This window comes from Gemmiger formicilis, from assembly GCF_024462815.1.
Taxonomy (GTDB): Bacteria; Bacillota; Clostridia; order Oscillospirales; family Ruminococcaceae; genus Gemmiger.
Genome location: NZ_JANGCG010000010.1, coordinates 60,899 through 86,159 on the forward strand (window position 1 = coordinate 60,899; position 25,261 = coordinate 86,159).

General features: G+C 59.6%; 21 protein-coding genes. 4 read left to right on the plus strand and 17 right to left on the minus strand.

The window, feature by feature from the left end; all coding sequences use genetic code 11:
• Window positions 1–18 precede the first annotated feature (18 nt).
• From NE623_RS09705 to NE623_RS09720, 4 genes are all read right to left on the minus strand, one after another.
• Complete coding sequence (locus NE623_RS09705) at window positions 19–618, minus strand: recombinase family protein (RefSeq protein ID WP_256272973.1); 600 nt, start codon at window positions 616–618, stop codon at window positions 19–21.
• Between the two features lie 171 nt (window positions 619–789).
• Window positions 790–1,839, minus strand: a complete 1,050-nt coding sequence (locus tag NE623_RS09710; RefSeq protein ID WP_256272974.1) for a glycoside hydrolase family 88/105 protein — start codon at window positions 1,837–1,839, stop codon at window positions 790–792.
• Window positions 1,840–1,869: 30 nt separating this feature from the next.
• Window positions 1,870–2,712, minus strand: coding sequence for a sugar phosphate isomerase/epimerase family protein (locus NE623_RS09715; protein ID WP_256272975.1), 843 nt, complete (start codon window positions 2,710–2,712; stop codon window positions 1,870–1,872).
• 12 nt (window positions 2,713–2,724) lie between these two features.
• A complete protein-coding gene (locus tag NE623_RS09720; RefSeq protein ID WP_256272976.1) occupies window positions 2,725–3,429 on the minus strand; it encodes a hypothetical protein in 705 nt (234 codons plus the stop codon).
• Window positions 3,430–3,543: 114 nt separating this feature from the next.
• On the opposite strand from NE623_RS09720, the gene NE623_RS09725 reads away from it, so the two are divergent.
• Window positions 3,544–4,896 (plus strand): glycoside hydrolase family 28 protein, encoded by a 1,353-nt coding sequence (locus NE623_RS09725; RefSeq protein WP_256272977.1) that lies wholly within the window; start codon window positions 3,544–3,546, stop codon window positions 4,894–4,896.
• Window positions 4,897–4,941: 45 nt separating this feature from the next.
• Here the strand turns inward: NE623_RS09725 and NE623_RS09730 are convergent, their stop codons facing one another.
• The 8 genes from NE623_RS09730 to NE623_RS09765 all read right to left on the minus strand — a co-directional run bounded on the left by NE623_RS09730 (window position 4,942) and on the right by NE623_RS09765 (window position 15,624).
• Complete coding sequence (locus NE623_RS09730) at window positions 4,942–6,306, minus strand: MATE family efflux transporter (RefSeq protein ID WP_256272978.1); 1,365 nt, start codon at window positions 6,304–6,306, stop codon at window positions 4,942–4,944.
• Between the two features lie 4 nt (window positions 6,307–6,310).
• Entirely contained in the window at window positions 6,311–6,568 is a 258-nt protein-coding gene (locus tag NE623_RS09735) for a DUF6171 family protein (protein WP_256272979.1), read from the minus strand.
• Entirely contained in the window at window positions 6,565–8,046 is a 1,482-nt protein-coding gene (locus tag NE623_RS09740) for an alpha-N-arabinofuranosidase (RefSeq protein ID WP_256272980.1), read from the minus strand. Before NE623_RS09740 ends, NE623_RS09735 begins: the two co-directional genes overlap by 4 nt.
• Before the next feature lie 16 nt (window positions 8,047–8,062).
• Window positions 8,063–10,225, minus strand: a complete 2,163-nt coding sequence (gnpA, locus tag NE623_RS09745; protein ID WP_256272981.1) for a 1,3-beta-galactosyl-N-acetylhexosamine phosphorylase — start codon at window positions 10,223–10,225, stop codon at window positions 8,063–8,065.
• Window positions 10,226–10,239: 14 nt separating this feature from the next.
• Window positions 10,240–11,913 (minus strand): rhamnogalacturonan acetylesterase, encoded by a 1,674-nt coding sequence (locus NE623_RS09750; RefSeq protein WP_256272983.1) that lies wholly within the window; start codon window positions 11,911–11,913, stop codon window positions 10,240–10,242.
• Window positions 11,914–12,011: 98 nt separating this feature from the next.
• The gene (locus tag NE623_RS09755; RefSeq protein ID WP_256272984.1) at window positions 12,012–13,670 is read right to left on the minus strand and encodes an extracellular solute-binding protein; all 1,659 of its coding nucleotides are present in this window, start codon (window positions 13,668–13,670) and stop codon (window positions 12,012–12,014) included.
• A gap of 52 nt (window positions 13,671–13,722) precedes the next feature.
• Window positions 13,723–14,655, minus strand: a complete 933-nt coding sequence (locus NE623_RS09760; protein WP_256272985.1) for a carbohydrate ABC transporter permease — start codon at window positions 14,653–14,655, stop codon at window positions 13,723–13,725.
• Window positions 14,656–14,670: 15 nt separating this feature from the next.
• Entirely contained in the window at window positions 14,671–15,624 is a 954-nt protein-coding gene (locus NE623_RS09765) for an ABC transporter permease (protein WP_256272986.1), read from the minus strand.
• A 415-nt stretch (window positions 15,625–16,039) separates the two neighbouring features.
• Between NE623_RS09765 and NE623_RS09770 the strand changes: the two genes are divergently transcribed.
• The gene (locus NE623_RS09770; RefSeq protein WP_256272987.1) at window positions 16,040–16,972 is read left to right on the plus strand and encodes a helix-turn-helix transcriptional regulator; all 933 of its coding nucleotides are present in this window, start codon (window positions 16,040–16,042) and stop codon (window positions 16,970–16,972) included.
• Between the two features lie 43 nt (window positions 16,973–17,015).
• Here the strand turns inward: NE623_RS09770 and NE623_RS09775 are convergent, their stop codons facing one another.
• The 5 genes from NE623_RS09775 to NE623_RS09795 all read right to left on the minus strand — a co-directional run bounded on the left by NE623_RS09775 (window position 17,016) and on the right by NE623_RS09795 (window position 22,819).
• Window positions 17,016–18,230 carry a carboxynorspermidine decarboxylase gene (locus NE623_RS09775; protein ID WP_256272988.1) on the minus strand — a complete coding sequence of 405 codons (1,215 nt, stop codon included), beginning with the start codon at window positions 18,228–18,230 and terminating at the stop codon, window positions 17,016–17,018.
• The gene (locus NE623_RS09780) at window positions 18,230–19,489 is read right to left on the minus strand and encodes a saccharopine dehydrogenase family protein (protein WP_256272989.1); all 1,260 of its coding nucleotides are present in this window, start codon (window positions 19,487–19,489) and stop codon (window positions 18,230–18,232) included. Before NE623_RS09780 ends, NE623_RS09775 begins: the two co-directional genes overlap by 1 nt.
• 132 nt (window positions 19,490–19,621) lie before the next feature.
• Window positions 19,622–20,479, minus strand: coding sequence for an agmatinase (speB, locus tag NE623_RS09785; protein WP_256272990.1), 858 nt, complete (start codon window positions 20,477–20,479; stop codon window positions 19,622–19,624).
• The gene (gene speE / locus NE623_RS09790; RefSeq protein ID WP_256272991.1) at window positions 20,479–21,336 is read right to left on the minus strand and encodes a polyamine aminopropyltransferase; all 858 of its coding nucleotides are present in this window, start codon (window positions 21,334–21,336) and stop codon (window positions 20,479–20,481) included. Before speE ends, speB begins: the two co-directional genes overlap by 1 nt.
• Window positions 21,337–21,352: 16 nt before the next feature.
• Entirely contained in the window at window positions 21,353–22,819 is a 1,467-nt protein-coding gene (locus tag NE623_RS09795) for an aminotransferase class I/II-fold pyridoxal phosphate-dependent enzyme (RefSeq protein WP_256272992.1), read from the minus strand.
• An 820-nt stretch (window positions 22,820–23,639) separates the two neighbouring features.
• Between NE623_RS09795 and trpS the strand changes: the two genes are divergently transcribed.
• Both trpS and greA read left to right on the plus strand, forming a co-directional pair.
• Window positions 23,640–24,647: a tryptophan--tRNA ligase gene (trpS, locus tag NE623_RS09800; protein WP_256272993.1), complete on the plus strand. Its 1,008-nt coding sequence runs from the start codon at window positions 23,640–23,642 to the stop codon at window positions 24,645–24,647.
• A gap of 111 nt (window positions 24,648–24,758) precedes the next feature.
• Window positions 24,759–25,247: a transcription elongation factor GreA gene (gene greA, locus NE623_RS09805; protein WP_256272994.1), complete on the plus strand. Its 489-nt coding sequence runs from the start codon at window positions 24,759–24,761 to the stop codon at window positions 25,245–25,247.
• The last annotated feature ends 14 nt before the right edge of the window (window positions 25,248–25,261 follow it).

A 25,261-nucleotide genomic window follows, 5' to 3' on the forward strand; every position in this document is an offset into this window, starting at 1 on the left:
ATTATTGATTCGTTTTATTTAAACGGTGCTTTCAAATTTCCGAGCTTTGTCATAGAATGTTCCAACAGGCATATTACAAGCTTCTGCCGCTTGTTTCAGCGTCATTTTCTTCGCACGCCATGCCCTATGGACTTCGTGAAAATTGTGCGGCAATGGTTTTGGCGGTCTTCCAAATTTTACGCCTTTTGCTTTTGCTGCAGCAATTCCTTCCGCTTGTCGTTGGCGAATGTTGGTGCGCTCGTTTTCTGCAACAAAAGACAGGATCTGCAAAACAATATCGCTTAAGAAAGTTCCCATAAGGTCTTTACCTCGTCGGGTATCCAGCAACGGCATATCTAACACCACTATATCGACCCCTTTTTCTTTCGTCAGAAAGCGCCATTGTTGCTGAATTTCTTCATAATTTCTGCCCAATCGATCAATACTCTTGACATAGAGTGAATCACCTTTTTTTAGTTTTCTCAGCAGTTTCTTATACTGTGGTCTGTTAAAATCCTTGCCAGATTGTTTGTCCAGAAAAATCACATTCCCAGTTAATCCAACTTCTTTTAATGCGATTAGCTGACGGTTCTCATTCTGTTCCCGACTACTGACACGGACATATCCATAAGTGTTCATATATCCAAGTTCTCCTTTCATCACAATGACATAAGCATAAAAATGGAGCTATTGCAAAATAGTCCCAAACAAATGCAGCAGAGCCCCTCTCCGGCGGAGAGGGGCTCTGCTGCGTCTGTACAGGCTTATCACAAAATCATACGGTTGGGCACCTACCGTGCGCGGTTTTTCTTACAGTGCACCATCGGAACGGACGTTGTCATAGTTCAGCACACCGGCAAAGAAGGCAAGCGCAAGGCCCTGCCCCCAGCCCTGAATCCAGTCACGGCTGATGCCGCGGTAGCCGTCGGCGTTGTTCATCACTGCCGTGCCGCCGGAGACGTTCAGCACGCGGCCGTCGGGGCTGACGTTTGCCAGCATACCCGGAATCGACTTGTTGATGTACTTAATGTGCAGGGGATTGCCCTTGGTAATCATGGCGGCGGCAATGCCCGCGCTGGCGCTGACCTCCTCATAGGACGTTTCATCGTCCACAATCGTGCGCCACAGGCCGTTTTCGGTCTGGTAGAGCTTGAGCGCGGCCAGCTGGTCATTCAGGCTGCCCACCACATCCAGGAATTTGGGGTAGAGGTAGCACTGGGGCAGGCGCACGCCCACCTGGGACATGGTGTAGGCGGCCCATGCGTTGGCGCGGCCCCACTTGATGCCCGACATATGGTCGCCGGTGATATTGTTATAGCCGTGGTAGTACAGGCCGCTTTCGGGGTCCTGCAGGTACTTGATGTGCCAGTAATACTGGTTCAGGGCATCGTCAATCAGCTGCTCGTCTTTGAGCAGCACACCCATGCGCAGCAGGAAGAAGCCCGCCATAAAAAGCGTGTCGGCCCACGCCTGCTCGGGGAAATCGTTGTTGACCGAGACCGTGTGCTGCAGTACGTTATCGCCGAAGCGCAGCGCGTGCTTTTCCAGATATTCCACCTTGCTTTTGGCGATGTCCAGATACTTTTCATCCCCGGTGTGCTGGTAGAGCGTAATCAGGCAGTGCCCCATTGAGCAGGTGTTGACCGTCCAGCTGGGCAGGCCCAACTCGATGTACTCGTCCACACGGTCCTTGACCAGCTGCAGATAGCGCTCGTTTTTCGTGACCTCGTAGGCCTCGCAGATGCCGTAGTAGGCCACGCCGCAGGGCCAGTCCCACGTCATATCCATCCGCATGGTGCGGTCCACAATCTTATCAATCACAGTCTCAATCTGTGCCCTGTCATAAATCAGGTTTGCCATACTGTACCTCCTGTACTGTCTGTGTTTTATTCAGCGGTTTTCGATTTTTGTCGCCATCCTGTTCAAAAATGCAACATCGGCTGTGCCATAGGGCAGCAGCACCTCATCCCGCAGCAGCGGGGTTTCCGGTGCATGGGCACGCAGCCAGTCGATGAGGGTTGTGTAGTCCATCTCCCCTGCCCCGAGCGCGGTCATCGTCTTGGTACCATCCGGCTCTGTGCGGCAGTCCTTTACATGGACAGCCCCCAGCTGGCCGCCGATGACTGTCAGCCACGCCCGCCAGTGGGCGGCCTGCGCGGCCTTATCGCGGCCGTCCTGCGCGGTAAACAGGTTCACCGGGTCAAAAATCACCCGGAAATGCTCTGCGTCCGCGGTGTCCAGCAGCTGCTGCAGCAGCTCCGGCGTGCAGAGGGGATGCACCGCCACCGGCTCCACCGCAAAGACGGCGTCCAGCCGGGCGGCCTCCTCCGAAATGCGGGCGATGCTATCCAGCATCAGCGGGCGGCGGGCCGTTTTTTCCGCCTCCGGCAGTGCGCCCCATGCGGTTTCGCTGCCCACCATCCTTGCGCCCAGCTGCTTGGCGTAGCCCAGTGTGCGCTTGACGTTTCCCACCGCAGCGCGGCGGGCGTCCGCATCGGGGGCCGTCAGATCCTGATAACAGCTCAGCACGGTGATTTCCACCCCTGCCGCATCAAAGGCAGTGCGGATGTCCTCCAGCTGTGCCTGCGTTATATCTGCAAAGCTGTCAATGCCAAGGATGCCCCGGGGCATGGCCAGCTGGGCGGCGGTGTAGCCGTGCGCGTGCAGCGTGTCGGCCAGCGCGGCGGGGGTGTGCCTGCCGTAATCGTGGGCGCGGCAGCCAATACGTATCATCTTGTGTTCCTCCTATTCCTCTGTAGTCCCGGCAACGCGGGGCAGAAAAACAAAGTTGTGGTCGGCATCCGGGTGGGCCTGCTGCTCGGGCGTGAAGCGGGCGAAGTGGCTTTCGGGGTCTGCCGCCAGCCACGCGGCCAGCTCGGGGCTTTCCGCGCCGGGGACGCCGCGCAGATTGACGTTAGTGCGTGGTTCCTCGAGATACGAAAACAGCAGATTTTCGTGCACGCTGATCAAATGCCAGCGGTCGCCCGCCAGCAGCCCCTCGCTGGTAAGGCGCAGGTGGTGCTCCATATAGCTGCACCATTTGTCCGGCGGCAGCAGCGCAATGCGGCCCCGGCGCATGGCCGGGTGGCGGTTCCGCTGCCAGTCCGCGGCGGTGGTGGGCACTGCGTGGTAAAAATAGGGCTGCATGGCCGCCCAGAGGCGCGGCGTGGTGTCGCCCAGCACAGGCGGCCATGGTATCAGCTGTGCATCCAGCGCCGGGCAGAGCCCCTCCGGGGTGAAGGGTGCGTCCAGTCCCTCGGCATAGAAAAAGAGCTGGTTTTCATAGCGGTAAAGGCTGGCGGTGAGAATCCGCCCCGCCGCCCGGGCGGCATCCAGCGCGGCGGAGAACGCTGCCAGCGTATCCGCGCCGGGCTGCCCCGCAACCACCGCATGGCAGGACCCGCGGCAGACCCTTGCCCCCGCCAGCGCGGCGGGTAGTGTATAGGACATACAAAGGACCTCTTTTCTGCGCGTTATTGCACATTTTTCTGGCGAAACTGCACTTTACACACCCTGCCCGCTGTGCTAAGCTGAAAACAGCCAACACAGCAAAGGAGATGCACTATGGATTACAGCATTTTAGACTACGGTGCCGTGGCAGACGGTGTGACCAACTGCGCGGCGGCCATCCAACAGGCCGTAGACATGGCCAGCGCCGCGGGCGGCGGGCGCGTGGTAGTGCCTGCGGGGCGGTTCCTCAGCGGCTCGGTGTTGCTGAAAAGCAATGTGGAGCTGCATCTGGAAAGCGGTGCCGTGCTCATCAGCAGCCTGAACCCCGCGGAGATTCTGCCCTTCCCGCAGGGCGGGGACGGTGCCGACCCGGACGATACCGCGGACGGCTGGCAGGGCGGCTTTTTTCTGGGGGCCACCCATGTGCGCAATGTCACAATCAGCGGCATGGGCACGATTTATGGGCAGGGCGACAAGGTCTTTCTGGACAAGGATGTGGACAGCGGCTTTCATGAGTGCCCGAAATCCTGCGAGGCGTTCCGCCCGCGCATGATGCTCTTTGAGGCGGTGGAGAATTTCACCGTGCGGGACGTGACGCTGCAGGATGCGGCCTTCTGGACGCTGCATATGGCGGGCTGCCGCCGCGTGCGCATCCAGAACATCATGATTCTGAACGATGACCGCGGTGCCAACAATGACGGCATTGACCCCGACTGCTGCCGGGATGTGGTCATTTCCAACAGCATTGTGCGCACCGGGGATGACGCGATTGTGGTCAAATCCACCGGGCCGATGTCCCGCCGCTATGGCCCCAGCGAGAATGTGGTCATCACAGGCTGTGTGCTTCACTCCCGCGATTCTGCGCTGAAAATCGGCACCGAGACCCACGGCACCATCCGCAATATCACGCTGAGCGACTGCGTGGTGGACGATTGTTCCCGCGCAGTCGGCGTTTGGGTGCGGGACGGCGGCACGGTGGAGCACATCCATGTGCATCACCTGACCGGCAACACCCGCCGCTATGCGGACGCCTACCAGCTGCCCGGCGCGCCGGGCTGGTGGGGCAAGGGCGAGCCGATTTTCATCAGCGCCACGCCCCGCGCCGGTAAGACCGGGCCAGCGGGTATCATCCGGGATGTCAGCTTTGACCACCTCTACCTGACAAGCGAGAGCTGCGCTTTTGCCGCCGGTGAGCCGGACAGCGAGCTTGAGAATGTACGCATCCGCGACCTGCACTTGACCTTACAGCATCAGGGCACGCAGCCAGGCGGCATCTTTGATGAGCAGCCCTCGGCCCGGCACATCTACCCGCACGCGATTCCCGCACTGTATGCGCGATGCGTGAATGGGCTGACCGTGACGGACAGTACAGTACGCTTTGTCGGCGATAACGAAGCCTGGGACGGCCGCGTGACCGAACTGGAAAACTGCCGCCGCGCCGCCGTAGAGCTGGAAAAGCTGGTATAAAGTAAGCCGATTTGTGAGCCTCCCCACGATGGGGAGGCTCATTTTTCACAACAGCGCCTTTTTCATCCACTCCTTGCTGTAATACCGCGCCACAGGGATGATGCAGCCGGACGCCCAGCTTAAAGGCGTGGCCAGCCAAATGCCCCATACGCCGAGGCGCGGGGCCAGCAGGCCCGCAAAGGCCAGCCGCGCGCCCATCTCAAACAGGCCCGCAATCAGGCTGACGTTCACATCGCCCGCGCCGCGCAGCACGTTGAGGTAGCTGTTCATCACGGCGGCGATGATATAGGCAAAGCCCATCACGCTCAAAAAATCCGCGCCCTGCGCGATGCTGGCGGCATCGGTGGCAGGGTCCAGAAAGATGGAAAGCAGCAGTCTACGGGAGGCAAACACGGCCAGCGCCAGCCCCAGACAAATTACACAGAGGGCCTTCAGCGTGGCGCGCAGCCCCTGCCGCACGCGGTCAATATCGCGGCGGCCCATATTCTGCCCGGTATAGACGGCCAGCGCGTTGGAGACCGACACCACGACTTGAATCGTCAGCGAGTCGATACGCTGCACGGCGGTGTAGGCGGCCATCGTCACGCTGCCAAAGCTGTTGACAATGCCCTGCACGGTCATACCGCCCAGCGTAATCATACAGCTTTGCAGCGCTGTGGGCAGGCCGAAGCGCAGAATCAGCGCGGCATCCTCGCTGTTGAAGCAGAGCCGCACCGAGGCAAACGCAAACGGCTTTTTCCGCCGCCAGAGCACCCACAGGCAGATGAGCGCCGAGAGGAACTGCGCGGCGACCGTGGCCAGCGCGGCCCCGGCCACGCCCATACGCAGCCCCAGAATGAACCACAAATCCAGCACAATGTTGCACAGGCTGGACGCCGCCATGGCCGCCAGCGGCGTGCGGGAATCGCCGGTGCTGCGCAGCACGGCGCTGGCCGCGTTGTACAGCGCATTGCCCAGCAGCAGCCCGGCCGTGATGCGCAGATAGGTCACGCCCATACCCAGCAGGTCGGCGGGTATCTGCAGAAGGCGCAGTATCGGCGCGGTCAGCGCCACCCCCAACACCGAGAGCAGCACAGACCCCGCCAGCAGCAGGGTGAAAAACGTACCCAGCAGGCGGCGCAGCGCCTCATAGCGCTGTGCACCCCAATACTGCGCCACAATGACCCCCACGCCGGTGGAAAGCCCGCCCAGCAGCAGGAACAGGCAGGCGTTGATGTTGCCGGTGCTGCCCACCGCCGCCAGCGCGTCCGCCCCAAGGGCGCGCCCCACAATGGCGGTATCCACCACGTTGTACAGTTGGTTGAACAGGTTGCCAACCAGCAGCGGCAATGCAAAGGAGAATATGACTGTCAGCGGCTTGCCCTGGGTCATATCCACATTGGAGCGCAAAATTCTTCCGGTAATGCTCATAGGCTTACCATTGCCCCTCCCTGGGGCAGTGCATATCCAGCCGCGCCGCACGCATTTCCACATAGCAGCCGCACTGCATACAGGTCCCGGCGTTCAGCTGGTCACAGGCCTTGCAGCGGGCCAGCCGGGCAGCGTAGGCATCGTCCGGCGTGCGCTTTTGGGCGGGCAGCGTGGCGCGGTAACGCACAACACTCTGGTAGTAATCGTTTTCGTCCGCCATCTCCTGCAAAAGGCAGCGGCGGCAGATTTTTGCCTCGCTCACTGCGGCGTCACCGTGAAGGCGGCCACGCTGCAGGCGGGCAGAGTGGCGGTAAAGCCGTCTGCGGTCAGGGTTGCCTGCAGCGGCTGCGGGGTCACGGTGTCTGGCGCAGCAAAGGTGTTGTGGGCGGCAGCCGGGCCGGTGAGCACCGTGCCGGTCACGCCGGACGCCTTCACGCCGCCCAGCATAACTTTGGCTTCCGCGGCGCGGGCGCTGTCAAGGTTGGCCACCGTGACAAGGATTTTGCCGTCGGCGGCGCAGCTGGCGCTGACGTGCAGCGTGGGCACAGCCTGCTCGTCATGGTTCAGAATCGACGTCTCGGCGTAGCTTTCCAGCTGCTGTGCGCCCTGATGCGCCGCGTACAGCGCAAAGACGTGGTAGGTCGGGGTCAGTACCATACGGCTGCCCTCGGTCAGAATCATCGCCTGCAGGACATTGACCATCTGGGCGATGTTGGCCATGCAGACGGTGTCGCAGTGGTTGTTGAAGATGTTCAGGTTGATGGCCGCCACAAGCGCGTCACGCATCGTGTTCTGCTGGTAGAGGAAGCCCGGATTGGTGCCCGGCTCCACATCGTACCAGGTACCCCACTCGTCCACGGCCAGCCCGATGCTGCGCCCGCCTGCAAACTGTTTGATGATGCGGCTGTGGTTTTCCACCAGCTCTTCCATCCGCAGGGTCTTGTGCAGGGTGGTGTAGTATTCTTCACCTGTGAAGTCGGTCGCCGAGCCCTTGTGCTGCCAGTCCTGATGGGGCAGTGTGTAGTAGTGCAGCGAAACTGCGTCAATCACGTGGCCTGCGCGCTCCAGCACGGTGCGGGTCCAGTGGTAGTCATCGACATTGGCGCCCGATGCAATCTTAAAAATTTTATGCTCCGGCGAGTAATTGCGCAGATACGTGGAATATTGGCGGCACAGGTCAGCGTAGTATTCGGCGCGCATATTGCCGCCGCAGCCCCACGCCTCGTTGCCGATGCCCCAGTATTTGACGTTGTAGGGCTCTTCCCTGCCGTTTTCCCGGCGCAGCGAGGCCATCGGCGAGACGCCGCCCATATTGCAGTATTCCACCCAGTCGGAAAATTCCTGCACGGTGCCGCTGCCCACGTTGCCGGAGAAGTACGCCTCGCACCCGAGCTGCCGGGCCAGCTCCATAAACTCATGTGTGCCGAAGGAGTTATCCTCGCTGACGCCGCCCCAGTTGGTGTTCACAATCGTCTTGCGCTGGGATTGTGGGCCGATGCCGTCCCGCCAGTGGTAGGTATCGGCAAAGCAGCCGCCCGGCCAGCGCAGCACCGGGATATGGATTTTCTTCAGCGCGTTGACCACGTCAACGCGCATACCGTTGACGTTGGGAATATCGGAATCCTCGCCAACGTAAAGTCCCTGATAGATGCAGCGGCCCAGATGCTCGGAGAATTGGCCGTAGATATTCGGGTTGATGGTGCCGACCGAACGGTTGGTGTTGATAAAGATACACGGCATAGGTGCGCCCTCCTTTTTATTCCTGCGGCAGGATTTTGGTTTCCAGCCCTTCCAGCTCCACGGCAACAACGCCCTCGGGTGTTTTTACGGTGGTGGTGCAGGGGGCCTCGCTGTTGTTGATGACCACAAGCGTCTTATCCGCCGGGAACCACGCGGCCTCGGTGTGCGGGTTGTCGGTCAGCCAGTCGCTGTCCAGCGGCAGGCTCTTGGCCCAGAGCAGCAAGTTCAGCAGCATCCGGGCGTTCACCGGGCTGTAACTGAACCCGGCCATATAGACGCCGCGCCCTTTGCCGAAGTTGTGCGCCGCAAGGGCGGGCGTACCGTTCACGGCAGCCAGCACGCGGGTATCGCCGTCGGTCAGGTAGAGGTGGTCATGCGCTTTGAGCGTGGCGCCGTCGGGTATCAGCCCCTCCACGGGCTTCACTTCCACCGGCCAGCGGCCGTGGCAGACGCGTGCGCCCATATCCTCGTCCACGCCCAGCACCCGCGCCATGCGGAAGGTATCGCCGCAGCCGTTCACGGCGGACGGTTCCTCGACGCCCAGCAGTACACCGCCATTGTACACCCATTTGTTCAGGGCGGCAACCAGATTTTCGTCCCGCCACACGTCACCGCCGCTCCATGCGGTTCCGGCGCGGCCCGCGTTGATGATAACATCCACGTCCGCGGGCACGCCGTTTTTCACATCGTCAAAGCTCAGGAATTTCACCTGTACCGGCAGGCCCGCCAGTGCCTCGTTGATGTGAATGAGGGTGTGCATATAGGTTTCATGGAAGTGGCCGGACAGCGTCCAGGGGCGCAGGCCGCCCCAGCTGTGCAGCACCGCCACCGTCAGCGGCAGGATGGCCACCGGGCCATGGGTGTGCAAGGCCTTGATGGCGCGGAACTCATCGGCCACATCGGCAATGTATTCCACAAAATCCGGGAAATCGTTCAAAAGATGCAGATACCCGCCCAGACCGATGCGGTCAATCTTGGCCCGCAGCAGAGCACGACGCACGTGGTTCCAGTACTCGGCTGCATCGCGGGTGGGGTTGCCGCCCGGCGCAAAGGTGGGCGCACCGCCCAGCCCCACCGGAAACAGATACGGATGGAACCGCAGCTCATGCACGGAGGCTTCAACCCCGGCGCACATCCGCGCCTCATAGCCGGAGAACACGCACTTGATAATGCCGTCAAAGCCAAATTCCTGGAAGTGCGGGCCGTAGGGCTCGACGCCCACCCAGCTGTCATCATAGAACACATAGGCGCGCTTGCCGTAGCTGTGTACCAAATCCACCAGCCGTTTGCCGTACCCGGCCACAAACCGCTGGGTAAAGGCCATATAATCCCGCTTATGGGCCGTGGGCGGCATATGCGTCACCTGCAAATTGCCCTTGTTGATGAAGTCCTCCGCCGTCAGGGCGTAGCCGTACTGCGCGGCAAAATCGTCCAGCGCCTTTTCGGACACGGTAAAGTCATAGCTGCCCCAGTCGGTGAAGAGGTTCTGGTTGCGCTTGTCGCTGCCCCAGATCCAGACAAAGTTATAGAACATACTGGTGAACCGCACCACGTTGGTCTGCGGGTGAGCCTCGCACCACTTTTTGAGCCAATCGTACAGATATTCCTGCGCCTGCGGCGTGCGCGGGTCGACCGGCAACAGATGCTCACTGGTCCAGCTGTTGGTCACGTGGTTGTACATATTGATTTCTTCCCAGAGCCGCCATGCCAGAAAACTGACCGTGTAGGCGTGGAAGGGCACCGGCTGCTCCACCGTAACCGTGCCGGACGCGGCATCCCACGTCCATGCTCCGGCGGGCAGTGGCTTATCCGCCGTGCGGTCCCAGACCTGCCAATAGCGCAGTGCTGCGGGGCAGTCATTGACGGCAAACTGCTCGGCAAAAAAGCCAGCCATTGGGGCCACGGTCAGCGGGCCCTCGGTGGCAATAACCGGGTCGGTGCTCAAAAAGGTCTGCTGCAGGCAGTCCGGGTGCTGTTTGGCCCACACGTTGTGGTCGCGGATGATGCAGATGGTGGAGTAGATATCATACCCGGTGTCAAGAATCTCCTCTGAAAGCTGGGTGCCGTCACTGTCGCGGATGACATCCGCGCCCCATTTTTCGGCCAGCTCCAGCGTCAGCTTCTCCTGCCCGGCTTCACCCGGCAGCGTGAAGCCGCCGCTTGTGTGTTGGAATTTCATGAATACTCCCTCCTTTAAATATGCAGGCCACGGCAGATGGCTGCTGCAGCGCTGCGGCGCAAGGGCTCGTTCAGGGCTTCGGCGGCGGTAAGCTGCTCCGCCACGGCCTGCCCGGCGGCGCGCCTTGCGTAGGGCGGTACGGCATCGGGCACAGGCACAGGCTCTGCCAGCGGGCGGCGGCCCGCCGCACCGGGCATCAGTACCGCCAGAAAATCGGCACAGGTCACTGCCTTGGCCGGGTACAGGCAGCCGTCCGCCACCCATTCCGGCGGAATCAGATGGTTCTGCGCGGCGCACTGCACCGTCCCGGCGTAGGTTTCATGGCCGACAACATCCGCATACAAATCGTTGTAGACGTTGATTGGAAAGAGCTTCAACGCCTTGATGGCCAGCTCCAGCGCCTCGGCGCGGGTCAGCGTCTCCTTGGGGCGGGTGACGTCATAGTCGGCAAAGGGATCCCCCTCCGGTGCCGGGATACTGCAGTCCGCCGGGGGCGTCAGCGGCCGGTTGGGCGGCGCGGGCGTCCAGTCGGGCGCATCGTTCACCGCAAGGTGCAGGGCCTCGCCCAGCGCGTGGGCCACAAAGCCCGCCATCTTGTACGCGCCATAGTCATTCGTGTGGGTGAAATCCCCGGGGTAGAACCACCGCTTGGCGGTTTCCAGCCCATCGCGCCGTACCAGCTCCATGGCATAGCCGTGCAAATCCAACACCGGCACTGCCTCCTCCGCGCCCAGCGTCTTGACGGCGGCGGCAAAGTCGGCCAGCAGGTCATTGTAGTGCGCGGGGTCGCGCCAGCTGTTACGGGCCAAGGGGGTGACGAGCACCGGCACAGCCCCCGCTGCGCGGGTCTCTTTTAAATAGGTACGCAGCCGGTCGGTGTAGCCGCCCTGCGCCTGCAGATGCGCCAGCTTCTGGTCATTGTGGCCGAACTGGAAAAGGCAGATATCCCCTGCCCGCAGCCGCGAACGGACGATGGCCCAATGGCCCTCGCTCAAAAAGCTTTCGGTGGTAAGGCCGCTGTGGGCGTGGTTCGTAATGCACTCCGCCGGCAGATAAACGGGCAGCATCTGCCCCCAGCCGGAATAGCTGGTGCCCGGCGCATAAGGCAGCTCAGCGGTCTGGTCTGTGACGGTGGAGTCCCCGCAGACCCAGACGCGGCGGGCTTCGGGGGCATCGGTCAAGGTGAGCGCCGTCAGCGCGCCGCCCACCACCGCAACGCTTACCGCGGTACCGGGCACGGCATCCCCCTGCCCACGCGGCACAATTGGGAACACATCGCAGAGGGCCGTTACCGTCCGCCGTTCGCCTGCGGCCAGCGTGCCGCGCCAGACAAGACGGCGGCGGCCCGCAAAGACCAGCACCGCGCCGCCCTGTGTGCCGGTGACGGTGATTTCGGCGCGGTAAACACCCTCGGCAGGGGTGTCCGCTCGGAACCACACCGGCAGGCTGCGCCCGGCCAGATCGCTTTCGCGCACGGCGGCTGTGGCGCGGGCCTCAGCACCGTATGGCGTGCAGACCACCGTCAGCATCGGCGTGCCCGCGTACCACCACAGCGGCAAAAAGCCGCTGTTCGTCTCCGGAATCCGCAGCGCCGGCACAGCGTTGTAGACCTCCCCGGTCACAAAGCCGTACCCGGTTTTTGGGTCATACGGTGCAGCGCCCCCGGCGCTTGTCCATCGGAATTGCATTGCTCTACACTCTCCCCCTGTAGCTCACAAAAATTGGGGCCGCTGCCCGGCAGCGGCCCCAACAGCGCATAGACTATACGCGATTCAAATTGTAGTGATTACTCGACAACCAGAACGGCACCCTCGTCAATCAGGCTCTGCTTCTCGTCAAGGATTTCCTGATAACCGGCGTCCAGATACTCCTGGCAGTACTCCTCGTACTTGGCCTCAAACTCGTCGGGGCTGCAGGTGATGCAGTCTACGTAGGCTTCCTGCCACAGGCTGTTCAGGTCGGTGCTGTACTCAGCGGTGGACTCGACTGCCTTGGTGAAGATGGGGGTAATCAGACCGTCGTTGGAGCCCTTCTCGCAGATGTCATAGGTCTGGTCGATAATCCAGTCATAGCCCTCGGGCGCCAGCAGGCTCTTGTTGGCCTTGAGGTTGGTCTCCTTGTCGCCGTAGCCCATAACCTCCTGAACGAGGCACCAGTAGTCCTTGTTGTTGTTCTGGCTCAGCTTGGCCTCACCGTCATAGTCGGAAATCTGGGTGGCAATGCCGTCGGCGTCAACCGTGTAGGTCTCGCCCTCAATGCCGTGCTGCAGGTAGGTCAGGTTCTCGGGCTGGCTCATCCAGTCAAGGAACATATAGGTAGCGGCGCGCTCCTCATCGGTAGCGTTGGCGTTGATACCCATAATCATACCGTAGCTGGGGTACTCATAGTAGTGTGCGCTGAAGCCGTCCGCAACGGTGTTGGAAACGGTGGAGCCCAGAACAGCAACCTCGGCGTTGGGGTCGTTGGCCTTCAGACTGTCGAACACATCGGTACCGTTGGACATATAGAAGCTGTAGGTAGCGCACTGGCCGGAGACGAACTTGCCCTTGGCCAGGGAGTCATCGGTGGTCAGGTAGAACTCGGGGTCCATCAGACCGGCGTTGTACTTGGTGTTGGCATCCTGCAGGAAGTTCTTGGTGGCCTCCCAGGTGAAGGGTGCAACGTTCAGGTCCAGATACTTGGCCAGATCCTCCTCGCTGGTGCCCTCGGGAATCCAGTTGTAGAAGTAGGTAAAGCTCTTGGTAATCAGCGGGTCATTCTCAACGCCCAGACCGGCATCCTTGAAGGCCTGCAGGGCGGCAATCAGCTCCTCGTTGGTGGTGGGCACATCCAGACCGACCTGATCCAGCCAGTCCTTGCGAATCAGCGTAACCCAGTTGTAGTAGATGGGGTCGCGCTCTGCAAAGATGAAGGCGTTCTCGCCGTCCAGCTTGCCATAGGTCTCGATGGTGGACTTCATCTTGTCCCAGTAGGTAGGGGCGTAGTAGGCCACCTCGTCAAGGTCGATGGGCTGCATAGCACCCTCGGACCAGTAGTTGACGGCCTGCGGCATATCATAGTGGAAGATGATGCTGGGAGCGTTGCCGGCAGCAATCATCTGGTTGAAGTCCTGCACCTCGTTGGAGCGGGCAATGGCAACGTACTTGACGGTGACGTTGTACTTATCGCCGAACTCGGACTGCACCCACTTGGTGTAGTAGTTGTCGGTGGGGTTCCAGCCCTCAAAGCCGCGGTCATACACAGGAATCTGGATGGTGACATTTTCCGGGAAGCCCGCAGAATAATCGGTGTAGCTGCCGGTGCTCTCGGCAGGGGCGGCAGCCTCGGTGGAAGAAGCGGCGCTCTCTGCCGTAGAGGTGGCAGCGGAGCTGGCAGACCCGCCGCAACCGGCGAGCAGAGTGGCGGTCATGGCAGCGGCCATGCCCAATGCAAGTGTCTTTTTCATTGTTTTCCTCCTTATTGAAAAACAAATTGTTTAACTACGGTTGGGGTCGTTATCAGCCCTTGACAGCACCGACCATGGTGCCCTGCACGAAGTACTTCTGGATGAAGGGGTACACGCAGATGATGGGCACGGCGGCGAAGATGATACAGGCGGCCTTCAGCACCTCGGGGTTGGTCATCGAGACGGTGGCCACACCCTCGGTCTGGAAGCTCTCGCTTGCGGCGACAATCAGGTAGTAGAGCTTGAGCTGCAGCGGGCGCAGGGCCACATTCTGCTTGATGTAGTACAGCGCATCGGAGTAGGCGTTCCAGCGGCCGACGGCGTAGAACAGGGCGATGGTTGCCATAATGGGCTTGGACAGCGGCACCACAATCTTGCCCAGAATCGTGAAGTGGGAGGCACCGTCCAGACGGGCGGACTCAATCAGGCTTTCGGGGATGGAGCCCTGGAAGTTGTTCTTCATAATCAGCAGATTGTACGGTGCAAAGCACAGCGGCAGAATCAGGCACCAGATGGTGTCCAGCATATGCAGCTGGTTCATCAGCAGGTAGTCAGGAATCGTACCGGCGGTGAAGTACATCGTGAACATAATCATAAAGGTCATAACCTTGCGGCCGTGGAACTCCGGGCGGGTCAGCGCGTAGGCGGCGCAGACCGTCAGGAACATACCGATGGCGGTGAACACCACCGTGACCAGCACCGTGACCCACAGGGACTGCATAATGCTGGGGTCATGGAAAACCTTGTTGTAGGCCTCCAGATTGATGCCGGTGTCGCTCAGCGGCAGAAGGATAACCTTGTTGGCCACAACGTAGGCATTATCGGAAAGGGATTTTGCCAGAATGTGAATGAAGGGCAGGATGCAGGTCAGGGACGCCACACCGACAACCACAATGCAGAGGATATCAATGAGCAAATCAATGACGCGGGCCTTCGTCCACGGCTTTTTGTGTTTTTCAACAGCAGTTGCTGCGGTAGTAGTCATATCTGTGTGCCCTCCTTACAGCAGACCATCCTCGCCGAGCTTCTTGGCGATTTTGTCAGAGAGAATGACGAGAATGACACCGATAACGGACTGGAACAGGCCCAGCGCGGTGGACTCGCTGAATTTGTTGCCCTGGAACCATTTGTAGACCAGCACGGGAATCGTGGTGGTGAACTCGGTCGCCTTGGCGTTGGACAAAGCCACGATACGCTCGAAGCTACCGCCCATGAGCTTGCCCAGCTGCATAATCAGCATAACCACGATGGTGGAACGGATGCAGGGCAGCGTGACGTGCAGGCATTGCTGCCAGCGGTTGGCGCCGTCGACCTTGGCGGCCTCGTAGAGCTCGGCATTGACGTTGGTAATGGCGGCCAGATAGATGATGGTGCCCCAGCCCATTGTCTGCCAGATACCAATCAGCACGTAGCTGAACAGCCACCATGCGTCCTCCTGCAGGAAGGGAATCGGGCTGTGGCCCGCGTTGGCAATCAGCGTGTTGACAACGCCGGTGTTGGTGGCGAACATCGCGTAGGCCGTGGCGCCGATGACAACCCATGACAGGAAGTGCGGCAGATAAAGCAGCGTCTGGGTGACGCGCTTGAACCACTTGACGCGGATTTCATTGAGCAGCAGCGCCAGAATAATCGGCATCGGGAAGCTGAACAGCAAATCCAGCACGTTGAGCAACAGGGTGTTGACAACGGCCTTGGTGAAGTCGCGGTGCTTGAAAACCTTCTTGAAGATTTCCAGCCCTACAAACTTGCTGCCGGCGTAGCCCTTGCCGATTTTGTAATCCAGAAAGGCAACCGACAGGCCGGTGTAGGCAAGATACTTGAAAACGATGATAAACAGCATGGGCAGCAGCATCAGAGCGTAAAGCTGCCAGTCGCGCTTGAGGTAGTACATCGGGCCTTTTTTCTTCAGCGTATTGGCTGAAGGCTGCACCGCCGTACTTTTTTGTTTTGCCATAGTGCGTATTTCCTCCTTTAGCTTGCGTGCGCAGCGGCAACGTTGCCGTTTGTACCAGTTTTTCTTCTCGTTTGCTGATTCTATTATGCACTTTGCCAACTGCAATTTCTATCGAATTTTTCATCATTATTATGCAAAAACGCTCAGTAATTTTTCTGTAACTTTTTGTGGAAAGGAACATTTAGTGCTGTTTCGGCATCATTTGTCCATATTATGGGGCGTTTTGTTGGTGCATTTTCACAAGCTAGCCGCCACTTTCTTATGCAGACTGCACAATGATGGTCATTTTTGCGCGTTTGCACTGGCATTTTGCGCAATTTGTGCTACAATAAGGGTAACAAGCCAATATGGGCAGTCATATTTTAACATTTAATGGTATATATGTCAAAAAGATTGCCTGCTAGGGGGATTATTTATGGGTCGACACGCCGCCAATGTCATTGAATACCGCAGTTATGACCTGCCGCCGCACTTTCCCATCCGTCTGATTGCAGGCGATGACTGGCATATTTCCGATGTGCCCTCCGGCGTGCTGCACTTTCACAACTGCCTGGAAATCGGCCTGTGTGAGAGTGACAGCGGCAAGATGGATTTTGCGGGCACGGTGCTGCCCTTCAAAAGCGGCGATGTCACCGTGGTGGCGGGCGATGTGCTGCACACCACCTGGTCCGACCCGGGCTGTTCGAGCAAATGGCGGTACCTTTTTACCGACGCCGAGGAGCTGCTGCGCCCCTTCTTTGCGATTGACAAGCTGCCCAACACCCGACTGCTAAGCGGTCTGCTGAACGGCTGGTACGGCATCTTCCCCGCCGCAGACAATCCCAACCTCGCCTACTGCGTGCGCCAGATGATGCAGGAGATGGCCGACCGCAAGCTGAATTATGAAATCAGCGTCCGCGGGCTGTTTGTTTCCTTTATAACAGAGCTGATGCGCCAGCCAGCCCAGGGCAGCACCGGTACGCCGATGGGCAGCATGGTCATTGCCCCGGCGCTGACCTACATTAACAACCACTATATGGACAATTTCACCATCTGCGATCTGGCCGATGTCTGCAATATGAGCCAGTCCCACTTCCGCCGGGTCTTTCATGAGCTGATGGGCATTGGCCCGCTGGAGCACCTAAACCGCACCCGCATCACAAAGGCGTGCAGCCTGCTGCGTATGACCGATGAATCCATCCTGACCATCGGCGAACAGGTGGGCTTCCGGTCGATGTCGAGCTTCAACCGCCACTTTGCCGAGGCGATGGGCTGCTCCCCCTCCGAGTGGCGGCGCAGTGTCGGCACCGGACGCAGCACCTCCATCCTCAAATACAACGGCTGGCTGACCCCGCCGCGGGACAAATAAAAATGCCCGGAGGCATCAGTACAAGGTGCCTCCGGGCGCTTATTTATTGTGGGCTTCCCAGTCGGCGCTTGAAATCCTCATAGCCGAAGGAAACCGTTTTGTGAATCGTACCGTCCGCACGGCGGGCAAAGATAGCCGGCAGCGGCATACCGTTGAAGGTGTTGTTCTTGCAGGTGGTGTAGATGGCCACATCGCCAAATACCAGCAAATCCCCCACCGCCGGGACGGCGTCAAAGCTGTAATCGCCGATGACGTCCCCGGCCAGACAGGTCGGCCCGGCCAGCCGCACGGTGCAGGAGCGCTCGTCCTTCTCCCCTGCCGCCAGCAGCGGCGGGCGGTAGGGCATTTCAATCACATCGGGCATATGGCAGGCGGCGCTTGCGTCCAGAATGGCTACCGTTGTATCGCCGTTCTGCACAACATCCAGCACGCGGGTCAGCAGATACCCTGCGTTCAGGGCGCACGCCTCGCCGGGCTCGAGATACACCGTCACGCCCCAGTCATTCCGGGCGCGGCGGATGCAGCGTTCCAGCGTCTGCATATCGTAGCCCGGGCGGGTGATGTGGTGCCCGCCGCCGAAGTTCAGCCACCGCATCCGGGGCAGAATATCCCCGAATTTTTCCGCGACAGCGTCCAGCGTGACAGCCAGCGCATCCGCGTCCTGCTCACACAGGGTGTGGAAATGCAGCCCATCCAACAAATCCAGCAGTGCCGGATTCTGCACCAGCGCGGCCTCCCACTGGGCGCGGGTGGTGCCAAGGCGGCTGCCCGGCGCGCAGGGGTCATAGATGGCGTGGCCGTCCTGCGTCGAACATTCCGGGTTGATGCGCAGCCCTACGCTTTTCCCCGCCGCTTTGGCCGCGGGACCGAATTTTGCAAGCTGTGCCGGGGAGTTAAACACAATGTGGTCGGCATACCGCAGCAGCTCATCCATCTCGTCCGCACGGTAGGCGGCGCAGAACACGTGCACCTCCCCGCCGGGCATTTCCTCCGCGCCCAGCCGCGCCTCAAACAGGCCGCTGGCCTCGGTGCCCGCCAGATGCTTTGCCAACAGCGGGTAAAAATCATAGTTGCTGAACGCCTTCTGCGCCAGCAGCACCTTGCAGCCGGTGCGCGCCGCCAGCGCGCCAAGGATTTCGGCATTCTGCGTCAGCGCGCCCTCGTCTATCAGGTAACAGGGGGTCGGCAGGGCGGCAAGCTCCGGCCCGGCATACCCACCGAGTGCCGCAAACGGCGGCCGCGTATCGCGCTGCGCCATCAGTCCACCAGCACAGGGCTGTGGTTCTCGCTGCGGGGCAGGCCGTATTTGTCCAGTGCGTCCAGGAACGGGTCTGGGTTGAACTCCTCGACCGTGTAGACGCCGGGCTTGGTCCACTCTCCCGTAAGCATCATCAGCGCGCCGCACATGGCCGGGACGCCGGTGGTGTAGCTGATGGCCTGACTGCCGACCTCGCGGTAGCACGCCTGATGGTCGCAGACATTATAAATATAGTAGCTCTTGGGCTTGCCGTCCTTGGTACCGGTGAAGATGCAGCCAATGTTGGTCTTGCCCTTGGTGCGGGGGCCGAGGCTGGCGGGGTCGGGCAGCAGTGCCTTCAGGAACTGGATGGGGACAATTTCCTGCCCATTGTAGTTGATGGGCGTGGTCGAGAGCATACCCACATCCTCTAAGCAACGCATATGGTCAAGGTAGCTCTGGCCGAAGGTCATAAAGAAGCGAATCCGCTTGACGTCGGGCAGGTTTTTGCCCAGAGACTCAATTTCCTCGTGGTGGAGCAGATACATATCCTTATGGCCGACCTGGTCAAAGTCATACTCGCGCTTGATACTCATCGGCGGGATTTCGACCCACTTGCCGTTTTCCATATAGCTGCCGGGAGCGGAAACCTCGCGCAGATTGATTTCGGGGTTGAAGTTGGTAGCGAACGCATAGCCGTGGTCGCCGCCGTTGCAGTCCAGAATGTCAATCGTGTCGATGGTGTCAAACTCATGCTTGGCCGCGTAGGCGCAGTAGGCCTGCGTCACACCCGGGTCAAAACCGCAGCCCAGCAGGGCGGTCAGACCGGCATCCTCAAACTTTTTCTTGTAGGCCCACTGCCAGCTGTAGTCAAAGTAGGCGGAGAAGCCGGCCTCCTTGCAGCGCTTTTCATAGATAGCACGCCACGCGGGGTCATCGGTGTTTTCCGGTTCATAGTTGGCGGTGTCCATGTAGTTGACGCCACAGGCAAGGCAGGCGTCCATAATGGTCAAATCCTGATACGGCAGGGCGATGTTCATAACCAGATCAGGCTTATAACTGTTGATAAGGTCGCACAGCTGCTGCACGTCATCCGCGTCCACCTGTGCAGTGGTGATAACCGTCTTGGTGTTGGGAGCCAGCTTGGCGGCCAGTGCATCGCACTTGGACTTGGTGCGGCTGGCAATGCACAGCTCGGTAAAGACTTCGCTGACCTGGCAGCACTTGGAGATAGCAACACTGGCCACGCCGCCGCAGCCGATAACAAGAACCTTGCTCATAGTAAATACTCCTTTTATTGATTCTATTATGTTTTTCTATCATTGCCTGTAGAGGCCGGGCATTGCCCGGCCCGCAACGTAAAATGTACCGTTCGTTCCCGGTTTAACCTCCCGGGGCGTCGGGGACGTCGTTCACTTTTCCAGCGCCAGCAGCAGCTCACGCAGGACTTTGCAGGCCGTGGCCGTGGAAACGCCGCTCTGGTCCAGCATCGGGGCCAGCTCGTTGACGTCTGCAGCGATAATATTGGCCTTTGTCACGGTGCGGATGGCTCCCAGCAGCTGCAAAAAGCTCACGCCGCCCGCCTCCGGCGTGCCGGTGCCGGGGAACGCCGAGGGGTCAAGGCAGTCAAGGTCGATCGTCAGATAGACCGGCACGTTTGTCTTGCACAGCCAATCGGTCAACTCCTCAAGGCCGGTAAAGTCAAATTTGTGCATATCGGTGTGGCGGGCGGCAAACTGGAACTCCTCGCGCTCGCCGCTGCGGATGCAGAACTGGTGAATCCGCCCATCCCCAATCAGGTCATGGCAGCGGCGCAGCACGCAGGCATGGCTCAGCTGTGCACCAAGGTAGTCATCGCGCAAATCGGCATGGGCGTCAAAGTGAACGATGTGCAGATCCGGGTAGTTGCGCACGGCCGCCCGCACCGCGCCCAAGGTCACAAGGTGCTCGCCGCCCAGCAGCAGCGGCAGCTTGCCATCCCGCAGGATTTCCGCAGCGCGGGATTCAATATCCACCAGCGCGCTCTCGCTGGAGCCAAAGCAGAGCTCCAAATCGCCGCTGTCAAACACGTTGCCATCTGTCAGGTCCTTGTCCTGATAGGGGCTGTAGGTTTCCAGCCCATAGCTTTCATGCCGCATGGCCGCAGGGCCGAACCGTGCGCCGGGGCGGTAGCTGGTGGTGGAATCAAACGGCGCACCATACAGAACAATGCTTGCCGTTCGGTAGCTGCTGTCGCAGCCGATGAAATTTTCTACGTTGCGGTGCAACATCAGCGATCCTCCACTTCGCGCAGCATTTCTTCCAGAAACGCCGGCAGATAGAATGCCCCGACGTGCAGCCGGGTCGTATAATAGCGGGTGCGCATATTCAGCACCTCCCACGCAGCGCTGTCCATATCGTTGATGGGATGATATTTTTTGCTGGCAAAGCCGAACAGCCAATATCCCGCCGCAAAGGTGGGGATGTGCGCCTGATACACCTTGCTGATGGGAAAGGTGCTGGCAATGCGCTTGTGGCTGCGCTGCATGGCGGTGGCGTCCTCGGCATAGAAGGGGCTTCCCTGCTGGTTCACCATAATACCATCGTCGCGCAGGGCATTGTAGCAGTTGCCGTAAAACTCGCGGGTGAAGAGTCCCTCCGACGGGCCGAACGGGTCGGAGGAATCCACGATGATAAGATCATACTCATCCTCGCACCGGCGGATGAATTTGAGCGCGTTCTCGTAGTAGATATGCACGCGGCGGTCATCCATCCTGCAGGCGTTACCGGGCAGATAGGCGCGGCAGGCTTCAATCACCTGCGGGTCCATCTCCACAAGGTCGATGCGCTCCACACGGTCATAGCGGGTCAGCTCCCGCACAACGCCGCCGTCCCCGGCACCGATGACCAGAATATCCTTGGCGGTGCGGTGCACGGCCATCGGCACATGGGTAATCATCTCATCGTAGATGAACTCGTCGCGCTCGGTCAGCATAACATTGCCGTCCAGCGTCAGCACACGGCCAAACTCCGGCGTGTCAAAAATGTCAATGCGCTGGTAATCGCTCTGTTTGGAGTAAAGCTGGCGGTTGACCCGGATGCTGTGCTTGACATCGGGCGTGTGAAATTCAGAAAACCACATTTCCATTCTGCAAACCTCCCTGTCAGGCCAGCACGTTCAGGCGCAGGATGTCGGGGTCCTCGGGTCCCGTCATGCTGCAGCCCTTCGCCTTGGCGTACTCAATATAATCCAGAATTTCAGCGGTGATACGCTCGCCCGGGGCCAGAATCGGGATGCCCGGCGGGTAGCACATCACAAATTCGCTGCAGACCATCCCCTCGGTCTCGCGCAGGGGCAGGCTCTTTTTGGGCGCGTAGAAGGCCTCCTGCGGGCTGGCGGCCACCTCGGGGTCAATGTACTCTTGGCTCAAAAGGCCTGCGCCGTCGGTGTGGTAGCGGCGCTTGATTTCGGCAAGCGCGCTGACAAGGCGCTCGACCTCCTGTGGGCGGTCGCCGATGGAGAGGTACGCCAGAATGTTGCCGATATCGCCAAATTCAATCTGAATGTCGTATTCATCGCGCAGGATATCATAGACCTCGATGCCCGCAAGGCCGATGTCCAGCGTGTGAACACTGAGCTTGGTTGTGTCAAAATCAAAGACGGAGTTGCCGTTGCAGAGCTCCTTGCCGAAGGCGTAATAGCCGCCCACCGCGTTGATTTCCTCGCGGGCGTACTCGGCCATATCGGCCACCTGATGGAACACCTGCCGCCCGCGCAGCGCCAGATTGCGGCGGGAAATGTCCAGACTGGACATAAGCAAATAGCTGCCGGAGGTGGTCTGCGTCAGGTTGATAATCTGCCGCACATATCCGGCGTGGACATTGGGGCCGGTCAGCAGCAGGCTCGACTGCGTCAGGCTGCCTCCGCTTTTGTGCATCGAAACCGAGGCCATATCCGCCCCCGCCGCCATGGCGGAAACCGGCAGCCCGCCGCCGAAATAGAAGTGCGTGCCGTGGGCCTCGTCCGCAAGGCAGAGCATCCCGGCGTCATGGGCCATCCGCACAATGGCGCGCAGGTCACTGCAGATACCGTAGTAAGTGGGGTTATTCACCAGCACGGCCACCGCGTTAGGGTGCTCAGCAATCGCCTTGGCCACCTGCTCACGCTTCATGCCCAGGCTGATACCCAGCCGGTTATCGACCTCCGGGTTGACGTAGACCGGCACAGCGCCGCAGAGCACCAGCGCATTCAGCACACTGCGGTGGACGTTGCGCGGCAGGATGATTTCGTCCCCGCGCTTGCAGGCCGTCAGCACCATGCTCTGCACCGAGCTGGTTGTGCCGCCCACCATCAGAAACGCGTGTGCCGCGCCAAAGGCGTCAGCTGCCAGCTCCTCTGCCTCGCGGATGACCGAAACCGGGTGGCAGAGATTGTCCAGCGGCTTCATGCTGTTGACGTCCACGCCGACGCACTGTTCCCCCAGAAAAGCCGTCAGCTCCGGGTTGCCGCGCCCGCGCTTGTGGCCCGGCACATCAAACGGCACCACGCGCATTTTGCGGAACGTCTCCAGCGCTTCATGAATCGGTGCACGCCGCTGGTCGAGGCGGGGGCGTTTTCCCTCTCCGTTCATTTTTTCCTCCGTTCGCGGTTCCTTTGCAAACAAAAAAAGCGCAAGCCATGCACAGATGTACAGGCTTGCGCTTAAATTCAGCATTTTTTGCACAGGCAGAAATACCCCCGGTCTTGCACCGAGAGAGCATTTTTACCATATGATTCAAAAAGGCTGAGCGTGTCAGAGTCTATATAGCAATTATACTTTTACTACTCTTATTGACCGTTTCACAAGTCTGCACGTCAAAACGTGCAATTTCATGGTTGTATGTAAAGGAACCAACTTATAAAATTTGAGCTTTTAACTCAATCAATAAGGCAACCTAAGTTGCCGATCGGCAGTGGACCCGGCTGTCCGTATGGCCTTAGCCCCTGGCGGGCGGTCCGTAGGTAAATTGCTTTGAAAAACTCTTACAAACACGATTCGTCTTTCAAAATCGTGAAGAAGTATAACACAAACATTTTGCGCTGTCAATATTTTTTTCAAAGAGAAAAGTTCGGCTGCCGTTGTTGCCCGCAAGCGGCATTTTACCGCACGGTTCCGGCTGGGTGAGGTCACCCCGCCCTACGTACCGCCAATCATTACAGCGCTGTTTTCGCTCGGTCTGTAGGGAGGGGTCTTGACCCCTCCGCCGTTCTCCAATAGACTCCTCTCCCCCATCCTTTGCCCTGTAGGGGCCGGGCACGCCCGGCCCGGCAGTCTCCCACAAACGCCATTTACCGGGCAACCTCCGGGCGTCTCATCTCCCGCTTTCCCGCGCTCCTATCGCTTTACTTTTCCCACGTTTTGTGCTATAGTGAAAAACACTATAGAATGATAGAGTTGTAGGTGAATAAGTATGGAAGAAAAACGCAAACGGATTCTTTCCGGCATCCAGCCCACCGGCACGCCGACGCTGGGCAATTATATCGGTGCCGTGCGCAACTGGGCATTGCTGCAGTCTGACTATGACTGCCTGTATATGGTTGCCGACCTGCACAGCCTGACCGTGCGTCAGGTTCCCGCGGAGCTGCGCCGCCGCACCCGCGAGCTGGCCGCCCTGCTGCTGGCAGTCGGCATTGACCCCAAAAACCATGTGCTGTTTGTGCAGAGCCACGTGCCCGCCCACACCGAGCTTAGCTGGGTGCTGGCCTGCAACACTCAGTTCGGCGAGCTCTCCCGCATGACCCAGTTCAAGGACAAGAGCGCCAAGCACCCTGACAACGTCAACGGCGGCCTCTTCACCTACCCGGTGCTGATGGCGGCCGACATCCTGATTTATAACGCCGACCTCGTCCCCGTGGGGCAGGATCAGACCCAGCACCTTGAAATTGCCCGCGACATTGCCGGCCGCTTCAACGGCATCTACGGCGATACTTTCACCCTGCCCGAAGGCTATGTGCCTGCTTCCGGCGCTAAGATTATGTCGCTGGCCGAGCCCACCAAGAAGATGAGCAAGTCCGACACGAACGTCAACAGCTTCATCCTGATGACCGATGACAAGGACACCATCGTGCGCAAGTTCAAGCGCGCCGTGACCGACTCCGACGGCGTTGTCCGCTTTGACCGCGAGGCCAAGCCCGGTGTGTCCAACCTGATGTGCATTTACAGCACCTTCACCGGCAAATCCAACGAGGAGATTTCCGCCGAGTTTGAGGGCAAGGGCTACGGCGATTTCAAGCTGGCCGTGGCCGAGGTGACTGCCGACGCGCTGGCCCCCGTGCAGGCCGAGTACGACAAGATTCTTGCTGACAAGGCCTACGTGGACGAGGTCCTCAAGAGCGGCGCAGAGCGCGCTGCGCGCATTGCCAACCGCACCGTCAGCAAGGTGTACCGCAAGGTTGGCCTGCTGCAGCTGGATAAATGACGTTGTGACTTGACAAATCCCGGATAAACCTATATAATATTTAAGTTAGTGCGGCTCCCCAGTTGGTGCCGCACAACTTTTACTATCCAAATCATGTTAGGAGACACAGCTATGGCTAAAGAAGTTGTCGTTACCCGCGAGGGCTATAATAAACTCGAGCAGGAGCTCGAAAATCTGCGCACCGTCAAGCGTAAGGAGGTTGCCGACAAAATCAAGGTAGCCCGTGGCTACGGTGACCTGAGCGAGAATGCCGAGTATGATGCTGCCAAGGAGGAGCAGGCTTCTGTCGAGGCCCGCATCGCCGACTTGGAGGCCACCCTGAAGCTGGCCCGCATCATGGACGAGAGCGAGCTGTCCAATGACACCGCCTCCATCGGTATGCACGTCAAGATTCTGGCCGAGGGCGATGATTTGGAGGACGCCGAGGAGTATGACCTGACCGGCTCCACCGAGGCCGATATGGATCTGAACCGCATCAGCGACGAGAGCCCTGTGGGCGCTGCCCTGATTGGCTGCAAGGTGGGCGACAGCTTTGACGTCACCCTGCCCAACGGCAACATCATCACCTACAAGCTGCTGGAAGTCTCCCGTTCCAAGTAAGAAAAACACGCTGT

What these genes read in the sequence shown, in the direction of transcription:
- NE623_RS09775 (WP_256272988.1), bottom strand. Translation starts at nt 18,230, where the DNA reads ATGGCGCAGCGCGATACGCGGCCGCCGTTTGCGGCACTCGGTGGGTAT.
- trpS (WP_256272993.1), top strand. Translation starts at nt 23,640, where the DNA reads ATGGAAGAAAAACGCAAACGGATTCTTTCCGGCATCCAGCCCACCGGC.
- NE623_RS09755 (WP_256272984.1), bottom strand. Translation starts at nt 13,670, where the DNA reads ATGAAAAAGACACTTGCATTGGGCATGGCCGCTGCCATGACCGCCACT.
- NE623_RS09730 (WP_256272978.1), bottom strand. Translation starts at nt 6,306, where the DNA reads ATGAGCATTACCGGAAGAATTTTGCGCTCCAATGTGGATATGACCCAG.
- NE623_RS09780 (WP_256272989.1), bottom strand. Translation starts at nt 19,489, where the DNA reads ATGAGCAAGGTTCTTGTTATCGGCTGCGGCGGCGTGGCCAGTGTTGCT.
- NE623_RS09765 (WP_256272986.1), bottom strand. Translation starts at nt 15,624, where the DNA reads ATGGCAAAACAAAAAAGTACGGCGGTGCAGCCTTCAGCCAATACGCTG.
- NE623_RS09740 (WP_256272980.1), bottom strand. Translation starts at nt 8,046, where the DNA reads ATGCCGTGTATCTTTATCAACACCAACCGTTCGGTCGGCACCATCAAC.
- NE623_RS09770 (WP_256272987.1), top strand. Translation starts at nt 16,040, where the DNA reads ATGGGTCGACACGCCGCCAATGTCATTGAATACCGCAGTTATGACCTG.
- greA (WP_256272994.1), top strand. Translation starts at nt 24,759, where the DNA reads ATGGCTAAAGAAGTTGTCGTTACCCGCGAGGGCTATAATAAACTCGAG.
- speE (WP_256272991.1), bottom strand. Translation starts at nt 21,336, where the DNA reads ATGGAAATGTGGTTTTCTGAATTTCACACGCCCGATGTCAAGCACAGC.
- NE623_RS09725 (WP_256272977.1), top strand. Translation starts at nt 3,544, where the DNA reads ATGGATTACAGCATTTTAGACTACGGTGCCGTGGCAGACGGTGTGACC.
- speB (WP_256272990.1), bottom strand. Translation starts at nt 20,479, where the DNA reads ATGTTGCACCGCAACGTAGAAAATTTCATCGGCTGCGACAGCAGCTAC.
- gnpA (WP_256272981.1), bottom strand. Translation starts at nt 10,225, where the DNA reads ATGAAATTCCAACACACAAGCGGCGGCTTCACGCTGCCGGGTGAAGCC.
- NE623_RS09795 (WP_256272992.1), bottom strand. Translation starts at nt 22,819, where the DNA reads ATGAACGGAGAGGGAAAACGCCCCCGCCTCGACCAGCGGCGTGCACCG.
- NE623_RS09760 (WP_256272985.1), bottom strand. Translation starts at nt 14,655, where the DNA reads ATGACTACTACCGCAGCAACTGCTGTTGAAAAACACAAAAAGCCGTGG.
- NE623_RS09705 (WP_256272973.1), bottom strand. Translation starts at nt 618, where the DNA reads ATGAACACTTATGGATATGTCCGTGTCAGTAGTCGGGAACAGAATGAG.
- NE623_RS09710 (WP_256272974.1), bottom strand. Translation starts at nt 1,839, where the DNA reads ATGGCAAACCTGATTTATGACAGGGCACAGATTGAGACTGTGATTGAT.
- NE623_RS09720 (WP_256272976.1), bottom strand. Translation starts at nt 3,429, where the DNA reads ATGTCCTATACACTACCCGCCGCGCTGGCGGGGGCAAGGGTCTGCCGC.
- NE623_RS09715 (WP_256272975.1), bottom strand. Translation starts at nt 2,712, where the DNA reads ATGATACGTATTGGCTGCCGCGCCCACGATTACGGCAGGCACACCCCC.
- NE623_RS09750 (WP_256272983.1), bottom strand. Translation starts at nt 11,913, where the DNA reads ATGCAATTCCGATGGACAAGCGCCGGGGGCGCTGCACCGTATGACCCA.